12 protein-coding genes are annotated in these 17,498 nt (G+C 69.8%); 9 read left to right on the top strand and 3 right to left on the bottom strand.

Annotation, left to right across the window (positions count from 1 at the left end; all coding sequences use genetic code 11):
* Nucleotides 1–73: 73 nt before the first annotated feature.
* Complete coding sequence (locus ACXJKQ_RS07575; RefSeq protein ID WP_457105153.1) at nt 74–1,735, bottom strand: outer membrane beta-barrel protein; 1,662 nt, start codon at nt 1,733–1,735, stop codon at nt 74–76.
* A 707-nt stretch (nt 1,736–2,442) separates the two neighbouring features.
* On the opposite strand from ACXJKQ_RS07575, the gene ACXJKQ_RS07570 reads away from it, so the two are divergent.
* Nucleotides 2,443–2,709, top strand: a complete 267-nt coding sequence (locus ACXJKQ_RS07570) for a hypothetical protein (RefSeq protein ID WP_457105152.1) — start codon at nt 2,443–2,445, stop codon at nt 2,707–2,709.
* A 358-nt stretch (nt 2,710–3,067) separates the two neighbouring features.
* On the top strand, nt 3,068–3,385 hold the full coding sequence (locus ACXJKQ_RS07565; RefSeq protein WP_457105151.1) for a hypothetical protein: 318 nt from the start codon (nt 3,068–3,070) through the stop codon (nt 3,383–3,385).
* 55 nt (nt 3,386–3,440) lie between these two features.
* Here the strand turns inward: ACXJKQ_RS07565 and ACXJKQ_RS07560 are convergent, their stop codons facing one another.
* Nucleotides 3,441–6,113 carry an MGH1-like glycoside hydrolase domain-containing protein gene (locus ACXJKQ_RS07560; RefSeq protein ID WP_457105199.1) on the bottom strand — a complete coding sequence of 891 codons (2,673 nt, stop codon included), beginning with the start codon at nt 6,111–6,113 and terminating at the stop codon, nt 3,441–3,443.
* A 427-nt stretch (nt 6,114–6,540) separates the two neighbouring features.
* On the opposite strand from ACXJKQ_RS07560, the gene ACXJKQ_RS07555 reads away from it, so the two are divergent.
* The 7 genes from ACXJKQ_RS07555 (at nt 6,541) to ACXJKQ_RS07525 (ending at nt 14,843) form a co-directional block, all read left to right on the top strand.
* A complete protein-coding gene (locus ACXJKQ_RS07555) occupies nt 6,541–7,674 on the top strand; it encodes a branched-chain amino acid ABC transporter substrate-binding protein (protein WP_457105150.1) in 1,134 nt (377 codons plus the stop codon).
* A gap of 130 nt (nt 7,675–7,804) precedes the next feature.
* Nucleotides 7,805–8,938 (top strand): branched-chain amino acid ABC transporter substrate-binding protein, encoded by a 1,134-nt coding sequence (locus tag ACXJKQ_RS07550; protein ID WP_457105149.1) that lies wholly within the window; start codon nt 7,805–7,807, stop codon nt 8,936–8,938.
* 261 nt (nt 8,939–9,199) lie between these two features.
* Nucleotides 9,200–10,090, top strand: coding sequence for a LysR family transcriptional regulator (locus ACXJKQ_RS07545; RefSeq protein ID WP_457105148.1), 891 nt, complete (start codon nt 9,200–9,202; stop codon nt 10,088–10,090).
* 136 nt (nt 10,091–10,226) lie between these two features.
* Nucleotides 10,227–10,991 carry an HpcH/HpaI aldolase family protein gene (locus tag ACXJKQ_RS07540; RefSeq protein WP_457105147.1) on the top strand — a complete coding sequence of 255 codons (765 nt, stop codon included), beginning with the start codon at nt 10,227–10,229 and terminating at the stop codon, nt 10,989–10,991.
* 24 nt (nt 10,992–11,015) lie between these two features.
* Nucleotides 11,016–11,903, top strand: a complete 888-nt coding sequence (locus ACXJKQ_RS07535) for a 2-hydroxy-3-oxopropionate reductase (RefSeq protein ID WP_457105146.1) — start codon at nt 11,016–11,018, stop codon at nt 11,901–11,903.
* Between the two features lie 44 nt (nt 11,904–11,947).
* The gene (garD, locus tag ACXJKQ_RS07530) at nt 11,948–13,543 is read left to right on the top strand and encodes a galactarate dehydratase (RefSeq protein ID WP_457105145.1); all 1,596 of its coding nucleotides are present in this window, start codon (nt 11,948–11,950) and stop codon (nt 13,541–13,543) included.
* A gap of 76 nt (nt 13,544–13,619) precedes the next feature.
* Nucleotides 13,620–14,843, top strand: a complete 1,224-nt coding sequence (locus tag ACXJKQ_RS07525; protein ID WP_457105144.1) for a PepSY-associated TM helix domain-containing protein — start codon at nt 13,620–13,622, stop codon at nt 14,841–14,843.
* 153 nt (nt 14,844–14,996) lie between these two features.
* Here the strand turns inward: ACXJKQ_RS07525 and ACXJKQ_RS07520 are convergent, their stop codons facing one another.
* Entirely contained in the window at nt 14,997–17,174 is a 2,178-nt protein-coding gene (locus tag ACXJKQ_RS07520) for a TonB-dependent siderophore receptor (protein WP_457105143.1), read from the bottom strand.
* Nucleotides 17,175–17,498: the final 324 nt, after the last annotated feature.

Genomic DNA, 17,498 nt, shown 5'->3' with positions numbered 1-17,498 from the left:
TGGTCCGGCGCCGTCCGGCTCTTCACCCTCCGGTCCGGTCGGCTTCGGCCGGATGACCGCCGCGAATGCGGGCTCAGTCCTTGCGGATCACGGCCCCCGGGTCAGCTGCGTCGCCGAACCCAAAATCGGCCAGCGTGTAGGAGGGCTGCACGAATCCGCCGTAGCGCTCGGTCTGGAACTTCATTGGGCTGGGCGGGGAGAACGCGAAGGCCGTCGTGTTGGCCTTGTCGGTCTGCATCCGCCAGTAGCGGCCGCCGACGCCGACGCTGACGGACGGTGTCAGGTCGTAGGAGGCGATGCCCTCCAGGAAGTAGCCGTCGCCCCGGCCCGATTCCGCCCCCGGGTTGATGTTCGGCCGGTTCCAGTGCCGGTCGACGCCACTGAGCGACACGACCGGCAGGTAGGCACCCTCCAGGCTCAGCCGGACCCGGTCGAACCGCGCCTCGTCGATGACGCCGACGCGCAGGGCGTTCCACTGCATGTTCTCGCCGAGGGTCTTGATGCTGGCCGGTTGCGGATCGCTGGCGCAGATGTCGCCGCGCGCCACCTGCCGGCAGCCGTAACCGTTATACAGCTCGGAGAAGTACTGGTAGCCGAGGAAACCCCCGAGCTTGAACCCGTCCCGGCGCAACACGTCGTAGCCGAAGTCGATCACGCCGTAGCCGATATCGCCGTCCTTGATCGGCGAATGCGTCTTCGAATAGGGGACTTCGACGGGTGGAAAATCCTCGTCGGCGAGGCGCCCGCCCGTGACTCCGCCCGAGCCGAGGAATCCCTTGGCGAACAGGCCTGTGGGGTTGTGATCGAGCCGGACGAAGGTCTCGCCGGCATGGGCGTCGGTCTTGGCGTAGGTCAGGCGGGAATTGAGCTGGCCGGGCGCGTAGGGGTCGCCAAGCTTCTCGCGCGGGCTGCCGGAACTGAAGAGGTAGCGCAGGCCGGCCTCGAGGCCCCAGGTCGCCGGGCCGGTCGATGACGGCGATGGCAGGTCGGGCAGGCTGGCTCCGAACCGGTAGTTCAAGCCGACCCGAGTCAGGAAGCCGTCCGTCGCGATGCGGGTGCCGGCATGGTAGCCGGTCAGCACGGGATAGCTCGGGGCCGGGAGGACTGCGCGGCTGCCGAGGTCGTAATACAGGCCCTCGATCTTGGCCGAGAGATGCGCGCTGAAGGCGTGCTCGATGCCGCCGCCGGCCACGTAGCCCAGACGCATCTCGCCGTGCCGGCCATCGAAGAGGGGAAAGCCTGCCAGCGTCACGTTGTTGTCGGTCCGGACGTTCCCGAAGGCGAGGCCGCCGGTGGCGTAGACGAGGGTCCGGTCGAAGGCGAAGCCGACCTTGCCGCGGATCGTGTTTAGGTCGTCCAGCCGCTGCCCGGAATGGGCGACGCTGCGGCGGAAATAGCCGCCGGATTCTGTTGGGACGGTGCCCTTCCAGCGATCGTAACCCCAGAGCCGGGTGAACTGGTGATCGACGGCGCCGCCGGCCACGAGCCCGGAGCCCACCTGCCAATCGTAGCCGAGCTCACCGCCCCCGATGAAGCCGTCGTCGGAGGCCTGCTTCGCCGGGAGGACGGGGCAGTAGCGTGCGCCGGGCTGCCCGCCCGGACCTGTGCAGACGAACTGCGTGGCGCGATCCAGCGTGCCGTACCCGCCGAACAGGCCGGCATGGGCTCCGGTCCAGGTGAAGACGGGCGGGGCGGGCGGCGCCGGGCGGGACGACCGTGGGAGGTCCGCCGCCATCGCGGTCTGCGAGAGGAGTAAGAGAAAAATTCCTTATTTCAATGTTTGTTGCATGTATAGCTCCCCGGTCCCGCATGATCGAAGGCTGGATAAAAATTCTTCATGCCGTCAGATTCGCGATCTGTTGAAGACTGAAGTTGGTCAACGTACCGCTTTCGATCATGCTGCGACGATACATCTATGGCAAAATAAATCTATTCTGAAAATACGGCTTAAAAAAATGGAAATCCTGAGCTTGCAAGAATTCTAATTTCGATCAGAATATTTGTCGAAATGAATGGAATATATCTAAAAATCGATATGTCTTCATCGCCCGTTATTCGAGCTCACGCGATCGAATTTGATTCTGTGCGAGTCCGGGGGAATCATGCTTTCGACTTCGGTGATGCATCGTTGCATCACCTGCGGGCGGTCCGCTCGCAGATGCCCTTGTCCCGTGTCGCCGCGCCGATCTCCGCTGTCGCCCGCCGCGAAGCCCGTCAGGCGCGATACGCCATCCCGGAGAGCGCCTTGGGCTCGCCCGTTCCCGCTTCCGCTGGACGTGGCCGAGCCGAGTTTTCCGGTCTGAGCGCACGCGGCGGATTCAATCCGGGGAACCATCCCGGCGGTCGGCGCCTTCCTGGGCGGGGCTTCGGGAAGACCTGTGCCGCCCGAAGCCCCGTGGGACATGCCCGCCCCCTCCCCCGGCGGCAGAGAGGATATTTCCTTTGCGTTCATCGATCATCACCGCCGCCTTGCTGGCGGCCCTCGGCGGCGTCGTCGCGCTCCCGGCCTCCGCCGCGCCGATCGGCCCCGGGACCGGCGTGTCGGCGCCCGCCGACATGGTTTCGACGGTCCAGATGGATCGGATGGAGCGGCGCATGGAGCGGCGTCACATGGAGCGCCGGATGATGCGGCACCGGATGGAGCGGCACATGATGCACCGTGAGATGCGCCACCGCATGATGCGTCGTGAGATGATGCACCGCATGTGACGGCGATCCGCGTCGGGTCCGGCGGAAGGCCGGGCGCGACGCGCGGGTTTCGGGAGCTTGCCGCGGCGGGCTCCCGACAGCCGGGCGGCCCTGGACCGGCGCCCGACCCCGGACGTCCCCTGTGCGAAACGCCGAAGACGTTCGCGGCGAACCGGGCCTCGGACCCCCTGCCCCCGCCGAAGTCGAGAGGCCGGGATCTCGATCCGGCCCGCACTCCGTCGCCCGACAGGATCAGGAGTCTCGCCCGGTCCGCAGGCCCGGCCATCCTCGCGGAAAGCACTGCGTGCCGTACGTTCGGGACGATCGAACCATCCGTGCCGCTGTGCGTTTCAAGGCACCGAAAGGGAGGATTGGTACAATGAAGGCGTTTCTGGCAGCGGCCGCTTTGAGCCTCGGCATCCTGGGCGTGGTCGGCCCGGTCTCGGCGCAGCCGCGCCCCGACTACGACGATTACGGCGGCCGCGGCTATCGGGATCGTGGCGATTACGAGTCCCGCGACCGTGGCTACCGCGATCGGGACGAGTATCGCGGCCGCGCCAATTACGGGTTCGACGAGCGCGAATACCTGCGCTGCAATCCGGATGTCCGCCGCGCCGTGGCCAACGGCCAGATGGAATCCGGGGCCGCGCATTACCGGGTGTTCGGGCGTCGCGAGGGTCGCCGTCTGAGCTGCTGATCGGGATCGCTGGGCGCCCGACCCGGTCGGGCGCCGGCACGCCTGTCGAGCAAGCCTATCGGGACCGCGCCCGATCGCGCAGCAGGTTGAGAATCAGCGCCGTCCAGCCGGTCTGGTGCGCGGCGCCGAGACCCCGGCCGGTGTCGCCGTCGAAGAACTCGTGGAACAGAAGCGGTTCCTCGGCGCCCGGTGCCGGGGGTATCGGCGGGCGCATCCCGAAGGCCGGCCGGCGACCGGTCCCGTCCTTGGCGAACAGGGCGATCAGACGGTCTTCGAGGGCATCCGCGATGGTGCTGAGCGTCATCGGCCTGCCCGAGCCCGTCGGGTACTCCACTTGGAAATCGTTGCCGTAATAGGTGTGGAAGCGTCGGAGCGCCTCCACGATGAGGAAGTTCATCGGCATCCAGACCGGGCCGCGCCAGTTCGAATTGCCGCCGAACATGTTCGAGGTGGAATCGGCCGGATCGTACCGGACCGTGAAGGAGGCGCCCAGCTCGTTGAGCACGTAGGGCGCATCGCGGTGGACCTTCGACAGCGAGCGTACGCCGTAGGGCGAGAGAAACTCGGCCTCGTCGAGCATGCGCCGCAGCAGCGCCTTCATCCGGTGGCCCCGCAGCAGCGACAGCAGCTTGCGATCCTTCACGCCGCCCTCGTTCCAGCGGGAGACCAGCCGGGCGAGTTCGGGCCGGTTCTCCAGGACCCAGTTCAGGCGGCGGGCGAAATCCGGCAGCCGCTGGAGCACGGAGGGCTCGATCACCTCCACGGCGAAGAGCGGCACCAGCCCGACCATGGAACGGACCCGCAGCGGCAGCATCCCGCCGCCGGGGATGTCGACCTCGTCGTAGTAGAATTCGTCGGTCTCGTCCCACAGACCGAAGCCCGCGTCGCCCGTTTGACCGCCCATGTCGGTCATCGCCTCGGCGATGAGCAGGAAGTGCTCGAAGAACTTCGAGGCGGTGCTCTCGTAGACGTCGTTGTGGAGGGCGAGTTCCAGGGCGATGCGCATCATGTTGAGCGCGTACATCGCCATCCAGGCGGTGGCGTCGGCCTGATGCACCACCCCGAAACCCGGAGGCGGCCGCGACCGGTCGAACACGCCGACATTGTCGAGCCCCAGGAAGCCCCCCTGGAAGACGTTGCGCCCCTGCGCGTCCTTGCGGTTCACCCACCAGGTGAAGTTGATCAGGAGCTTGTGGAACACGCCTTCCAGGAAGGCGAGGTCGCCCCGCCCGCCCCGCCGGTCCCGGTCGATCTCGAACACCCGGTAGGCGGCCCAGGCATGCACCGGCGGGTTGGCGTCGCCGAACTCCCACTCGTAGGCCGGGAGCTGCCCGTTCGGGTGCATGTACCATTCGCGGGTGAGCAGCAGGAGCTGCTTCTTGGCGAAATCTGGGTCCAGCAGGGCCAGCGGCAGGCAGTGGAAGGCAAGGTCCCAGGCGGCGAACCACGGATATTCCCAGGTGTCGGGCATCGACAGGACGTCGGCCGCCGCGAAATGGCGCCACTGGCTGTTGCGGCCGCCGTCGCGCTCCGGCGGCGGCGGCGGCTGGAGCGGGTCGCCCGCCAGCCAGCGCCGCACGTCGTAGCTGTAGAGCTGCTTCGACCAGATCAGGCCGGCGGCGGCCTGGCGGAAGATGGCGCGGGCATCCCCGTCGCCGATCCCGTCCTGAAGCTCCTCGTAGAAGGCGTCCGCCTCCGCGACGCGGCGGCGGACCAGGGCGCCCGCGCCGTCGACCGCGCGGGCGCGGGCGCCCGCCGACAGCCGCAGGCGCACCCGGACGGTGTCCCCGGGCTCCAGGCGCAGGGCGTAGTGCAGGCCGAGCTTGGTGCCCGCATCCCGTCGCACCGCTGAAGCGTCGCCTCCGACGATCGCCGCGTGAAGCCCGTCCTTGAACGGTCCGGCGGCGTCCGGCTGCCCGCCGTGGAGGCGCAGGTTGGTGTCGTTCTCGCAGAACAGCAGCTCCGGCGCCCCGTCGAAGGCGAGCCGGTACGGCCCGAGCCGCGGATGCGCGCAGACCACGCCGCCGTCGGCGGGGTCGCGCGCGATCCGCGGYCGCCCCTGCCCGGCCTGCCAGGACCACGTATTGCGGAACCAGAGCTGCGGGATGAGGTGAAGCCCGGCGGTCTCGGGGCCGCGGTTCAGCGCGGTGACCACCACGTGGATGTCGTCGGCATCCGCCTTGGCGTATTCCACCGTGACGTCGAAGAACCGGTTGCCGTCGAAGAGGTCCGTGTCCTCGATCTCGAATTCGGGCTCGTCCCGCCCGCGCCGGGCATTCTCGCGGACGAGGTCTTCGTAGGGAAAGGCCGCCTGGGGATAGCGGTAGAGCATCTTCAGGTAGGCGTGGCTCGGGACGGCGTCGAGGTAGTGGTAGACCTCCTTGACGTCCTCGCCATGGTTGCCCTCCTGGTTGGTGAGGCCGAACAGCCGCTCCTTCAGGATCCGGTCGCGCCCGTTCCAGAGGGCGAGCGCGAGGCACAGGCTGCCGCGCGCGTCGCAGATCCCGGCCAGTCCGTCCTCGCCCCAGCGATAGGCCCGCGAGCGGGCTTCCTCGTGCGGAAGGCCGCGCCAGGCATTGCCGTCGGGGCTGTAATCCTCCCGCACCGTCCCCCATTGGCGCTCGCTCAGATAGGGACCCCAGAGCGACCACGCCCGGTCGCCGCGGCCCTGCTCGGCGATGCGGCGGCGCTCCGCCCAGTCCACGGATTCCTCCTTCTGGGGACCCATCAGGAGCGTCCCCGATACGGCGATCGGGAGGGCCGCGGCATGCGCGTGCGGGGCGTGTGAGCGGCGGTCATCGGTCTTGAGGGCTGCTGTGGCGTCGCCGGCCGGATGCATCATCGACGCCACTTCGCCCCCGGGCAGCGGCCTCCGCCTCCGGAACGGAGACATGGCCGTTTGGAACGCAGTCCGCTGTCGTCGATAGTGCGTATGATCGATACGTTTGTAGTATTTATTGCGTCGATCGCCTCAGATTGGATCTAAAATTCGATCTAAAAAGCCCGACGGCGGTCGCAAAACAAAGCTTGACGCCGTTTTTTGTGCTTGCAAGTCTGTGCAGACGAGATTCGCGGTGCCTGGAATCGCGCCCTGTGCCCGATGAAGTCTTTTTCGATGCGGCCGGATTGCCGGGCGTCGCGTGCCGGAGGGATCGATGAGAAGCCTGCGCCTTGCAGCCGTCGCCGGTCTGCTGATGCTCTGTGCCGCGCAGGCCGACGAGAGGGACGGACCGGTCAAGATCGGGATCGCGGTCGGCATAACCGGGCCGTACGCGGCTTTCGGGGCTCAGATCCGGACCGGCGCGAGTCAGGCGATCGCGGACATCAACAGGGCCGGCGGGGTCGGGGGACGGACCTTCGAGGCTGTCATCGGCGACGACGCCTCCGACCCGAAGCAGGGTGTCTCGGTGGCCAACAAGCTCGCCGCCGAGGGTGTGAAGATGGTGGTCGGTGCCTTCAACTCGGGCGTGTCGATCCCGGCCTCCGACGTTTATCTCGATGCCGGCATCATCCAGGTCACCCCCGCCTCCACGAACGTGACGTTCACCGAGCGGGGCCTGTGGAACACCTTCCGCACCTGCGGCCGCGACGATCAGCAGGGCGCCGTGGCCGGCGCCTACCTCGCCGATCATTTCCGGGACAGGCGGATCGCCGTCATCCACGACAAGTCTCCCTACGGCAAAGGCTTGGCCGAGGAGACCCTGAAGGCCCTCAGGGCCAAGGGCGGCAGCGCGGTGCTTCTGGAGGGCATCAACCCAGGCGAGAAGGACTACTCGGCCCTCGTCTCCAAGCTGAAGTCGGCCCATGTCGACGTCGTCTATTTCGGCGGCTACCACACCGAGGCCGGCCTGATCCTGCGCCAGATGCGCGACCAGGGCCTCAAGGCGATCCTGGCGGGCGGCGACGGGCTCGCCCCCAAGGAGTTCGTCCAGATCGCAGGTCCAGCCGCCGACGGCACGCTGATGACCTTCGGGCCCGACGCGCGCAGGAACCCGAACGCCAAGGCCGTAGTGGCGGCCTTCAACGCCCGGGCGATCGATCCCGACGCCTACACGCTCTATGGCTACGCGGCCGTCCAGGTCCTGGCGAAGGCGATGGCCGAGACCGGTTCCAGCGACGGCAAGACGCTCGCCGACTGGCTGCACCAGGGCAAGCCCGTGGATACCGTGATCGGGCCGCTCACCTATGACAGGAAGGGCGACATCACCCGGCCCGACTACGTCATGTATACTTGGAAGACGGGCGCCGACGGCAGGATCGACTATGCGGGCAACGAACTGGCACCCTGACGGCGCTGCGAACCCTTGCCGTGATCCGCGCGCCGCCGAAGCCCGATCCGGGTCGGCGGCGCATCCGGGCAGGAGTCCCCTCGGCGCATCGGAGGGCCTCAGGCCGTCCTGTTCGATCCGGGAGTTGATCGTGAGAGTAACCCTCGCAGCCTGTCTTCTCGGGCTCCTGGCGGCGGGTGCCGCGCAGGCTCAGGAGACGCGCGGCCCCGTGAAGATCGGCATCGCCGCGCCCTTGACCGGGCCGTATGCGGCGCTCGGCACACAGATCAGGAACGGCGCCATCCAGGCGATCGCCGACCTCAATGCGGCCGGCGGGATCAAGGGCCAGACCTTGGCGGCCGTCATCGGCGACGACGCCTCCGACCCGAAGCAGGGCGTCTCGGTGGCCAACAAATTCGCCGGCGAGGGCGTGAAGATGGTGGTCGGCAGCTTCAATTCCGGCGTGTCGATCCCCGCCTCGGACGTCCTCCTTGACGCCGGCATCGTCCAGGTCACCCCCGCTTCCACGAACGTGACGTTCACCGAGCGGGGCCTGTGGAACACGTTCCGCACCTGCGGTCGCGACGATCAGCAGGGTGTGGTGGCCGGCAATTACCTCGCCGCGCACTTCCAAGACGGGAAGATCGCCTTCATTCACGATAAGACGCCCTACGGTAAGGGCTTGGCCGAGGAGACCTTGAAGGCGTTCAAGGCTAAGGGCGGCCGGGAGGCGCTGTTCGAAGGCATCAACCCGGGCGAGAAGGACTACTCGGCCGTGGTGTCCCGGCTGAAGTCGAACGGCGTCGATGTCGTGTACTATGGCGGCTATCACACCGAGGCCGGACTGATCCTGCGCCAGATGCGCGACCAGGGCCTGAAGGCCCGGGTGATGAGCGGCGACGGGATCACCGACAAGGAGTTCGTGCAGATCGCCGGCATGGCGGCGGAGGGCACGCTGATGACCTTCCCGCCGGACGCGCGCAGGAACCCGAACGCCCAGGCGGCCGTGGCGGCCTTCAACGCCAGGGGCATCGATCCCGAGGCCTTCACCCTGTACGCCTACGCGGCCGTGCAGGTGCTCGCCGCGGCGATAGCCGAGACCGGCTCCGTGGACGGCCGAACGCTGGCTGACTGGCTGCACCAGGGCAAGACGGTGGATACGGTGGTCGGCCCGATCGCCTACGACAGGAAGGGCGATCCCGCCCGCCTCGATTACATCATGCATGTCTGGACGAAGGGCGTCGATGGCAGGATCGACTATGCCGGGCATGTCCTGACACCGTGACGCGGAGGGGCCGGGGAGGCGGGCGTCGCGATCGGCCCGGCCGGGGGCGCGCGCGTTCGAGCGGCCTCCCGAAGCCGGCTTCGCACGAGCGGCCGCCGGTTCCCTGACACGGACCCGCGACCCATCGGGGAGCAGGACGGATGACACGGTGGTTCGCCAACGCCCGTGGGCTTAGCCTTTTTGGATGAGGGCGGCCGCTGGGACGCGGACGCCGCCGAGGCACTATGATCCCGATCCGCATCGCCGCGCGGGGGAGTGCCCATGTTCGACTTCAGCCAGCTCCGGTGCTTCGCCGCCGTGGCGGAGGAGCTGCATTTCGGGCGCGCGGCCGCCCGGCTGAACATGACGCAGCCGCCGCTGTCGCGGCAGATCCAGGTTCTGGAGCGCGTCCTCGACGTGCAGCTCCTGGAGCGGACCAGCCGCACCGTCCGGCTGACCGCCGCCGGCCGCAGCTTCCTGCCCGAGGCGCAGCGCATCCTGCGGCTCGCCGAGACCGCGACCCTCGTCACGCGGCAGGTCGCGGCGGGGCGCGCGGGCGTCCTCAAGTGCGGCTTCACGGCGGCCTCGGCCTACGACTTCCTGCCGCGCCTCGTCACGGCGTTCCGGCGGGCGCTGCCGGACGTGTCGCTCGCGTTGCGGGAGATGGTCAGCAAGGATCAGATCGAGGAACTGCTCGCCGGCCGCATCGACGTCGCGCTGGTGCGGCCGCCGGTGACGCATCCGGACCTGATCGCGGTCCGGGCGCTCGCCGAGCCCCTCGTGGTCGCGCTGCCCGCCGGGAATTCCCTGGCTTTGCGCGACGGATTGACCCCCGGCGATCTCGGGCGCGCGCCGTTCATCGGCTACGCGCCCAACGAGGCGCGCTACTTCCACGACCTCGTTCTCGGCGTGCTCGCCGAGGCCGAGATCCAGCCCCGGATCGTCCAGCAGCTGACGCAGATCCATTCGATCCTGGCCCTCGTCCGGGCGGCCCTCGGGATCGCCCTGGTGCCGGCGGCCGCCGAACGCCTGCGCTTCGAGGGCGTAGTGTTCCGGCCCCTTGCCCTGCCCACCCCGCGCCCGGTGGAGCTCCTCCTCGCCTGGCGGCGCGATGCCGACGATCCGCTCATCGCCCAGCTCGTCTCGATCCTGGCGGAGATGCCGCCCGCCTGAGCGCGGACCGCCGATCGATGCGTGATCGGCATCGATCGATCCAGTGTTTGGCTTTGACCTCGCGGCGGAAGGCTGCGCGTGATGGCTGGGACGGCGCGCAGACGCCGCGACGGGCTCGCGCCCAGGGAGGATCGTGATGGACAGCCTCACCAACCGCTTCAAGGTGGCCCTCGCCGAGGGACGCCAGCAGATCGGCCTGTGGTGCAGCCTCGCGAGTCCGATCTCCACCGAGGTGGTCGCCGGGGCCGGGTTCGACTGGCTGCTCCTCGACATGGAGCACTCGGCCAACGACCTCCGGGACATCTACGCCCAGCTCCAGGCGATGATGGAGGGCGGCACGCACCCGATGGTGCGGGTGCCGAGCGACGACCCGATCACGATCAAGCGCGTCCTCGACGCCGGCGCGCAGTCGCTGATGATCCCCAACATCGACGATGCCGGGCAGGCCGCCCGGGTGGTCGCGGCGACGCGCTACGCGCCCCGCGGCATCCGCGGCTTCTCGCAGGCGCCCCGCGCCGCCCGGTTCGGCCGGATCAAGGACTACCACACCCGCTGCGAGGCCGAGATCTTCGTGGCGGTGCAGGTCGAGTCCCGGCGCGCCCTCGACAATCTCGACGCGATCGCCGCCGTGGAGGGCGTGGACGGCGTATTCATCGGGCCCGGCGACCTCTCCACCAGCCTCGGCTATGTCGGCCAGCAGGGCCACCCGGAGGTGGTCGCCACCATCGAGGCGGCGGTCGCCCGGATCGTCCGGGCCGGCAAGCAGGCCGGCATCCTCACGCCGAGCGAGGAGCTCGCCCGCCGCTACATCGCGGCCGGCACCCGCTTCACCGCGGTGGGCTCCGACATGGGGCTGCTCGCCCGCAGCTCCGAGGCGCTCGCCGCCCGCTTCCGTGGCTGAGTTCCGCAACCGGGATCACAACCCATGAACATCGGATTCATCGGCCTCGGCATCATGGGCGCGCCCATGGCGGGTCACCTGATCGCAGCGGGCCACAGCCTGTTCCTCAAGAGCCGGCGCAGCGTCCCAGACGCACTGCTGGCGGCGGGCGGCACGGCCTGCGCCACCGCCGCCGAGGTCGCGAAGCGGTCCGACACGACCATCCTGATGCTGCCCGACACCCCGGACGTCGAGCAGGTCCTGTTCGGTCCCGGGGGCGTCGCCGAGGGCCTGTCGCCCGGCAAGACCGTGATCGACATGAGCTCGATCGCGCCGCTCGCCACCAAGGATTTCGCCGTCCGGGTCGCCGCGCGGGGCGGCGCCTATCTCGACGCGCCGGTCTCGGGCGGCGAGGTCGGGGCCAAGAACGCCGCGCTCTCGATCATGGTCGGCGGCGAGGCCGAGACCTTCGCGCGCGCCGAGCCCCTGTTCGCCGCCATGGGCAAGACGGTCACGCATGTCGGCCCGGTCGGGTCCGGACAGGTGGCCAAGGTCGCCAACCAGATCATCGTCGCCCTGACCATCGAGGCGGTGGCCGAGGGGCTGCTCTTCGCCTCGAAGGCCGGCGCCGACCCCGCCAAGGTGCGGCAGGCGATCACCGGCGGGCTGGCCACCTCGCGGATCCTGGAGCTGCACGGCGCGCGGATGATCGAGCGGACCTTCGATCCCGGCTTCCGCATCGCCCTGCACCAGAAGGACCTCAACCTCGCCCTGGACAGCGCCCGGACGCTGGGCCTCAGCCTGCCCGCCACGGCGCTGGCGCAGCAGCTGTTCTCGGCCTGCGTGGCCCAGGGCGGCGCGGCCTGGGACCACTCCGCCATGGTGAAGGCCCTGGAGGCCCTGGCGAACCACGCGGTCGGCGACGCCGCCTGAGCCCGACAGAAGCCCGGACGGGCGCGAGACGGAAGGAGCATCCGATGCAGGCCGAGATCGAAGCCCCGACCCGCCCGCACCCGGCCGGCGCGGGGGCCGCCGGAGGGGCCGCCGGAGACGTGCCGCGCACGATCCGCCTGAGCGACAGCGACAACGTCGCGATCGTGGTCAACGCCTTCGGGCTGCCAGCCGGCACCGTGTTCCCGGACGGGCTGGAACTCGTCGAGTTCGTGCCGCAGGGCCACAAGGTGGCGCTCACCGACATCCCGGAGGGCGGCGAGGTCCGCCGCTACGGCGAGGTGGTGGGCATCGCCACGCAGGCGATCCCGCGGGGCGCCTGGGTGGAGGAATCCCGCGTCGCGACGCCGGTCGCCCCCGCCCTCGACGCCCTGGAGATGGCCACCCGCGTGCCGGCCCCCCTGCCCCCGCTCGAGGGCTACACCTTCGAGGGCTACCGCAACCCGGACGGGTCGGTGGGCACCAAGAACATCCTGGCGATCTCGATCAGCGTGCAGTGCGTCGCCGGCACCCTCGACGTGGCGATCCGGCGGATCAAGCAGGAGCTGCTGCCGCGCTACCCCAACGTCGACGACGTGGTCGGCCTGACCCACGCCTATGGCTGCGGCGTCGCCATCAACGCCCCCGAGGCGGTGGTGCCGATCCGGACCCTCCAGAGCCTCGCGCAGAACCCGAATTTCGGCGGCGAAGTCATGGTCGTCGGCCTCGGCTGCGAGAAGCTCGTCTCTGAACGGCTCCTGCCCGACAACGGCGCTTCCGGCGACGGTGTGGTGCGGCTGCAGGACGAGCGCCACCACGGCTTCTCGGCCATGATCGACAGCATCCTGACGATGGCGGAGGCCCGCCTGGCGGTGCTGAACCGCCGGACGCGCGAGACCTGCCCGGCCTCCGAGCTGGTGGTCGGCCTGCAATGCGGCGGCAGCGACGCCTTCTCGGGCGTCACCGCCAACCCGGCGCTGGGCTTCGCGGCCGACCTGCTGGTCCGCTGCGGCGCCACCGTGATGTTCTCGGAGGTGACCGAGGTGCGCGACGCGATCCACCTGCTCACCCCGCGCGCCAAGTCCCCGGAGGTCGCCGAGGCGCTGGTCCGCGAGATGGCGTGGTACGATTCCTACCTCGCCAAGGGCGAGGCCGACCGCCGGGCCAACCCGTCGCCGGGCAACAAGAAGGGCGGCCTCAACAACATCGTCGAGAAGGCCCTGGGCTCGGTCGCCAAGTCGGGCACGAGCGCGATCTCGGGGGTCCTGGCGCCGGGCGAGCGCGTCCGCGAGAAGGGGCTGATCTTCGCCGCGACCCCGGCGAGCGACTTCGTCTGCGGCACGCTGCAGCTCGCCTCGGGGATCACCCTGCAGGTCTTCTCCACCGGCCGCGGCACGCCCTACGGGCTCAGTCAGGCGCCGGTGATCAAGGTCGCCACCCGCACGGAGCTCGCCGAGCGCTGGTCCGACCTGATCGACCTCGACGCCGGCCGCATCGCCACCGGCGCGGCCACGATCGAGGAGGTCGGTCGGGAGCTGTTCCACCTGATCCTCGACGTGGCGAGCGGGCGCAAGCGCCCCTGGTCCGACCGGTGGGGGCTGTTCAACGACCTGACCCTGTTCAACCCCGCGCCGATCACCTGAGACCGGGCGGCCGGGTGGGCATGCGGCCCGCGGCGTCGTCAGCGTGGCCGGACTCTGCTAGGCAGCCGGCACCGCCATGACGCTGCCGATTCCCTCCCTCCGGACCCTGCTCTTCCGCCTGCACTGGGCGCTCGGCCTCACCGCCGGCCTCGTCCTCGCGCTGATGGGCCTGACCGGGGCGCTGATGAGCTACGAGGAGGCGGTCACCGCCTTCGCCAACCGCGACCGGCTGGAGGTCGCGCCCGGCGGGCGGACGGCGCTGCCCCCCGCGACGCTGGCGGCGCGGATCGACGCGCAGGCGGGGGGCCGCGTCGCCGACGCGCTGACCCTGTCGGACGACCCGCGCGCGAGCGTCCATGTCCGCTTCGCCCGCGATCCCGGGACCCGGGCGCGGCCGCCCGCGGAATACGCCGACCCCTACGACGGCGCGCTGCTCGGCCCGGTGCGGCTGGAGGGAACTTTCACCACGGTGCGGGACCTGCACCGCTGGCTGCTGCTCCCCGGCGGGTCCAAGGGCTGGGGCCGCACGGTCACGGGCGCCTGCACCCTGGCGCTGCTGGCCTTCCTGGCGACCGGCCTCTACCTGCGCTGGCCCCAAATCCATCGCTGGCGGATCTGGCTGAGGCCCGCCCTGTCGCGGCCCGGCCGGCCGCGCTGGTGGTCGCTGCACGCCGTGGTCGGGACCTGGCTCCTGCCCGTCTACCTGGTCATCGCGCTGAGCGGCCTGACGTGGTCCTACCCGTGGTTCAAGGACGGCGCCGCGCGGCTGCTCGCTGGCGCGCCGGACGCGGCGACGCCGAGGCTGCGCCCCGCCCGAAAGGCGATGTCCGACGCCGCGCCTTCCGGCACGCCGGCCGACGCGGCGGCCGGTGGCGCGGCGGTGGACACGGCCTGGGCGGATTTCCGCGCGCGGAACGCCGGCGCGGCTGGCTCGGCGGTCCTGACCCTGCCGGGGACCGACGCGAAGGCGATCCGCATCCGCTGGCTGCCCACGGGCGTCGATGCGCCGAGCGCCCGCAACGAGGACCGCTACGATGCCCGCACGGGCGCCCTGCTGGCCTCCGAGCGCGCCACGGAGGCGCCGCTGGGCCGGCGCCTCCTGGACAACGTGCTGGAGGTGCATCGCGGCCGCTTCTTCGGCGATCTCGTCGCCCTGCTGTTCTGCCTGGCGGCCCTGGCCATGCCGGGTTTCGCGGCCACCGGCCTGACGCTCTACGTCCTGCGCCGTCGCGCCGGTGCCCGCCGCAGGGCCGCCGAGCCCGAGGCACCCGCGGTGGCCGTCCGCGCGCTGAGTTCCTGAGACGGTGCGAGAGCGTGGCCGTCGGCCGCCCGGCGTCCCGCGAGGGACCGGGCCGCGCGCGGCCGACCGGAGAAGCCCTGTCCCGGATTGCCCCGCTCCACGCGCGCAGGACGGCGAGGCGGCCCACCGCTGACGCGAGGCAGGCCGCCCGGCTCAGAGCCGGGCGGTGATCGTCGCCAGCACCGAGAGTGGCGCGCCGGGGAGGTTGTTGAACTGGTTGAACGGTTGCTCGATGTAGCGCCGGTCGGTCAGGTTGCGCGCGTTGATCGAGAACCGGGCGTGCTCGCTGAAGTCGTAGAACACGGCCGCGTCGAGCCGGGCGTAGCCGCCCACCGAGTAGCTGTTGTTCAGGTCGCCGGCGCGGCGCCCGACATAGGTGATCCCGGCCCCGACGTTCCAGCCGAGCAGGAGGCCCTCCTGGAACTGGTAGGTCGACCAGATGCTGCCGCTGAAGGCCGGCGCCCCGACGAGACGGTTGCCCACCGCGAAGGTCGTGTCCTTGGTGATCCTGGCGTCGAGGAAGCTGATGCCGCCGATGACCTTCCAGCCCGGCAGGACCTGGCCGGCGAGGTCGGCCTCCACGCCCTCGGAGCGCTGCTGCCCGGTGATCACCGAGAAGCCTGTGTTGACCGGGTCGGCGGCCGAGACGTTGTTGCGGACGATGCGGAAGGCCGCCGTCGACAGGGTCAGGTCCGGGTTGAGGTCGAGGCGGCTGCCGATCTCGAAGAGCTCGCCGGTCTCGGGACGCGGGTTGACGGCGTTGTAGACGTTGTCCGTCTGCGGCTTGAACGAGGTCGCGTAGCTCGCGTAGAGCGTCAGCGGCTCCACCGGCCGGTAGATCAGGCCGACCCGCGGCGAGGTGCCGGACAATTGCTGGTCGGGCGGGATGGTGCGCGAGGTCGGGACGCGGCTGAAATAGTACTGGGTGCCCGTATCGTAGCGGACGCCGACCAGCATCTGCAGGCCGAAGCCGAGATCGATCTGGTCCTGCACGTAGAGGCCGGTCAGCGCGTTCTTCTGCTTGAGGTCGGACTGGAACTGCAGCCCGACGATCGGCGATCCCGGGACCGGGTCGAGGAAGCTCACCGACGGGAAGTTCGTGCTCTGCGTCGTGTAGGCGCGCCGGTAGCCGTTCGTGTACTCGACCCCGGTGAGCACCGTGTGCCGGAATCCGAGCAGGTCGAACTTCGCCACCATCTCGGTCTGGCTGTCGACGGCCGCGTAGGTCGAGTAGCCCGCGGTCTCCCGCCGGGTCACCTGGGTGTTGCGGTTGGTGAGGCCGGTGGCGCGGGTCGCCAGGAAGTCGAATCCGCCCCACTGCGCGTTGAGCACCTCGCGCAGGGTGATGTTGGCGTTGAGGTCGTGCTCGACCTTGAGCAGGCCGAAATTGGCGCTGCCGTTGTAGCGGGAGAACGGCTCGCCGTAGTAGCGCGCGACGTTGTCCAGGGGTACGCGGCCGTTCCGGGCGATCAGGCCCTCGTCGTACTGGTTGTCGACCCGGGTGAATTCGCCGAGGAACGTGACGCGCGTGTCCGGGGTCGGGTTCCAGGCGAAGGCCGGGGCCACGAAGCTGCGGGCATTGTCGCGGCCGTAGAAGTTGCGGAAGGTCGGATCCGACTGCGCGGCGAAGCTGAGCCGCCCGGCCAGGCCGTCCACGCCCTCGATCGCGCTCGAGACCGAGCCCTGCACCCGCCGGAAGCCGAAGCTGCCGGCCTGCAGGTTGATGTCGCCGGACGGCGCCAGCGTCGGCTGGCGGGTGACGATGTTGATCAGGCCGCCCGGATCGCCGCGCCCGTACAGGACCGAGGCCGGCCCCTTCAGCACCTCGATCCGCTCCACGTCGGCGAGATCCCGGGTCACCGCGGAGAAGTTGCCGGCCTGGTTCAGGAGGACGCCGTCGATGGCGTAGGTCTGGGTCCTGAACCCGCGGATGATGAAGGTGTCGCTCCGCCCCTGGATCGTGCCCCCGGGCTGGACGCTGCTGACGTTCTGAAGCGCGTCGCTCAGACGGATGTCCTGCTGGTCGACGAGGACGTCGCGCGGCACCACCTGCACCGATTGCGGCGTGTCGCGCAGAGGCGTGTCGGTCCGGGTGGCGGTAGCCGAGCGCGTGGCACGATAGCCGACGACCGGTCCACCGGCCCGTTCCGCCGCAGGCCCGGTGCCGGTCACGCTGAGTTCGGAGAGGGCGACCTCCTCGGTCTGCGCCTGCGCGTGACCAGCCGCCGAGGCCAGGAGCAGAAGGGTGGTGGCAAGTCCCGTGTGGGAGAAACTCAAGTACTCGCGGAGACGGCGCGTGCCATCGACCCCGTCAATCCGCCCAGAAAGCATAGTTTATAATCGTTCTCAGGAGTGATGCGCCAGCGCGATGACGTACTCCTAGAATGAATCGGCCCGATCATCTCAACGGCGATGCGTATCCTGGGCGCCGGAATGCGCATCCATCGTTGGAATGTGGCGGAAATGGCACGAATTGGGGAGGGATATATTAAAACACCTCCAGCCTACCTACTTTTGCGTGTATGTGGTTACGGTGTCGAACCCGAATCGCGCGCGGGTTGAAGGCGCGGGCGGCCTCGGACACGACCGGCCGGCCCGCATGAGGGGGGGATTGCGGACCGGCCGGTGTACCGCGCGCCGGTGTCGGCGCGCGAT

This window comes from Methylobacterium sp. P5_C11 (genome assembly GCF_054049775.1).
The sequence above is the reverse complement of the archived record's forward strand: the minus strand, read 5'-3'. Positions and strand labels throughout refer to the sequence as shown.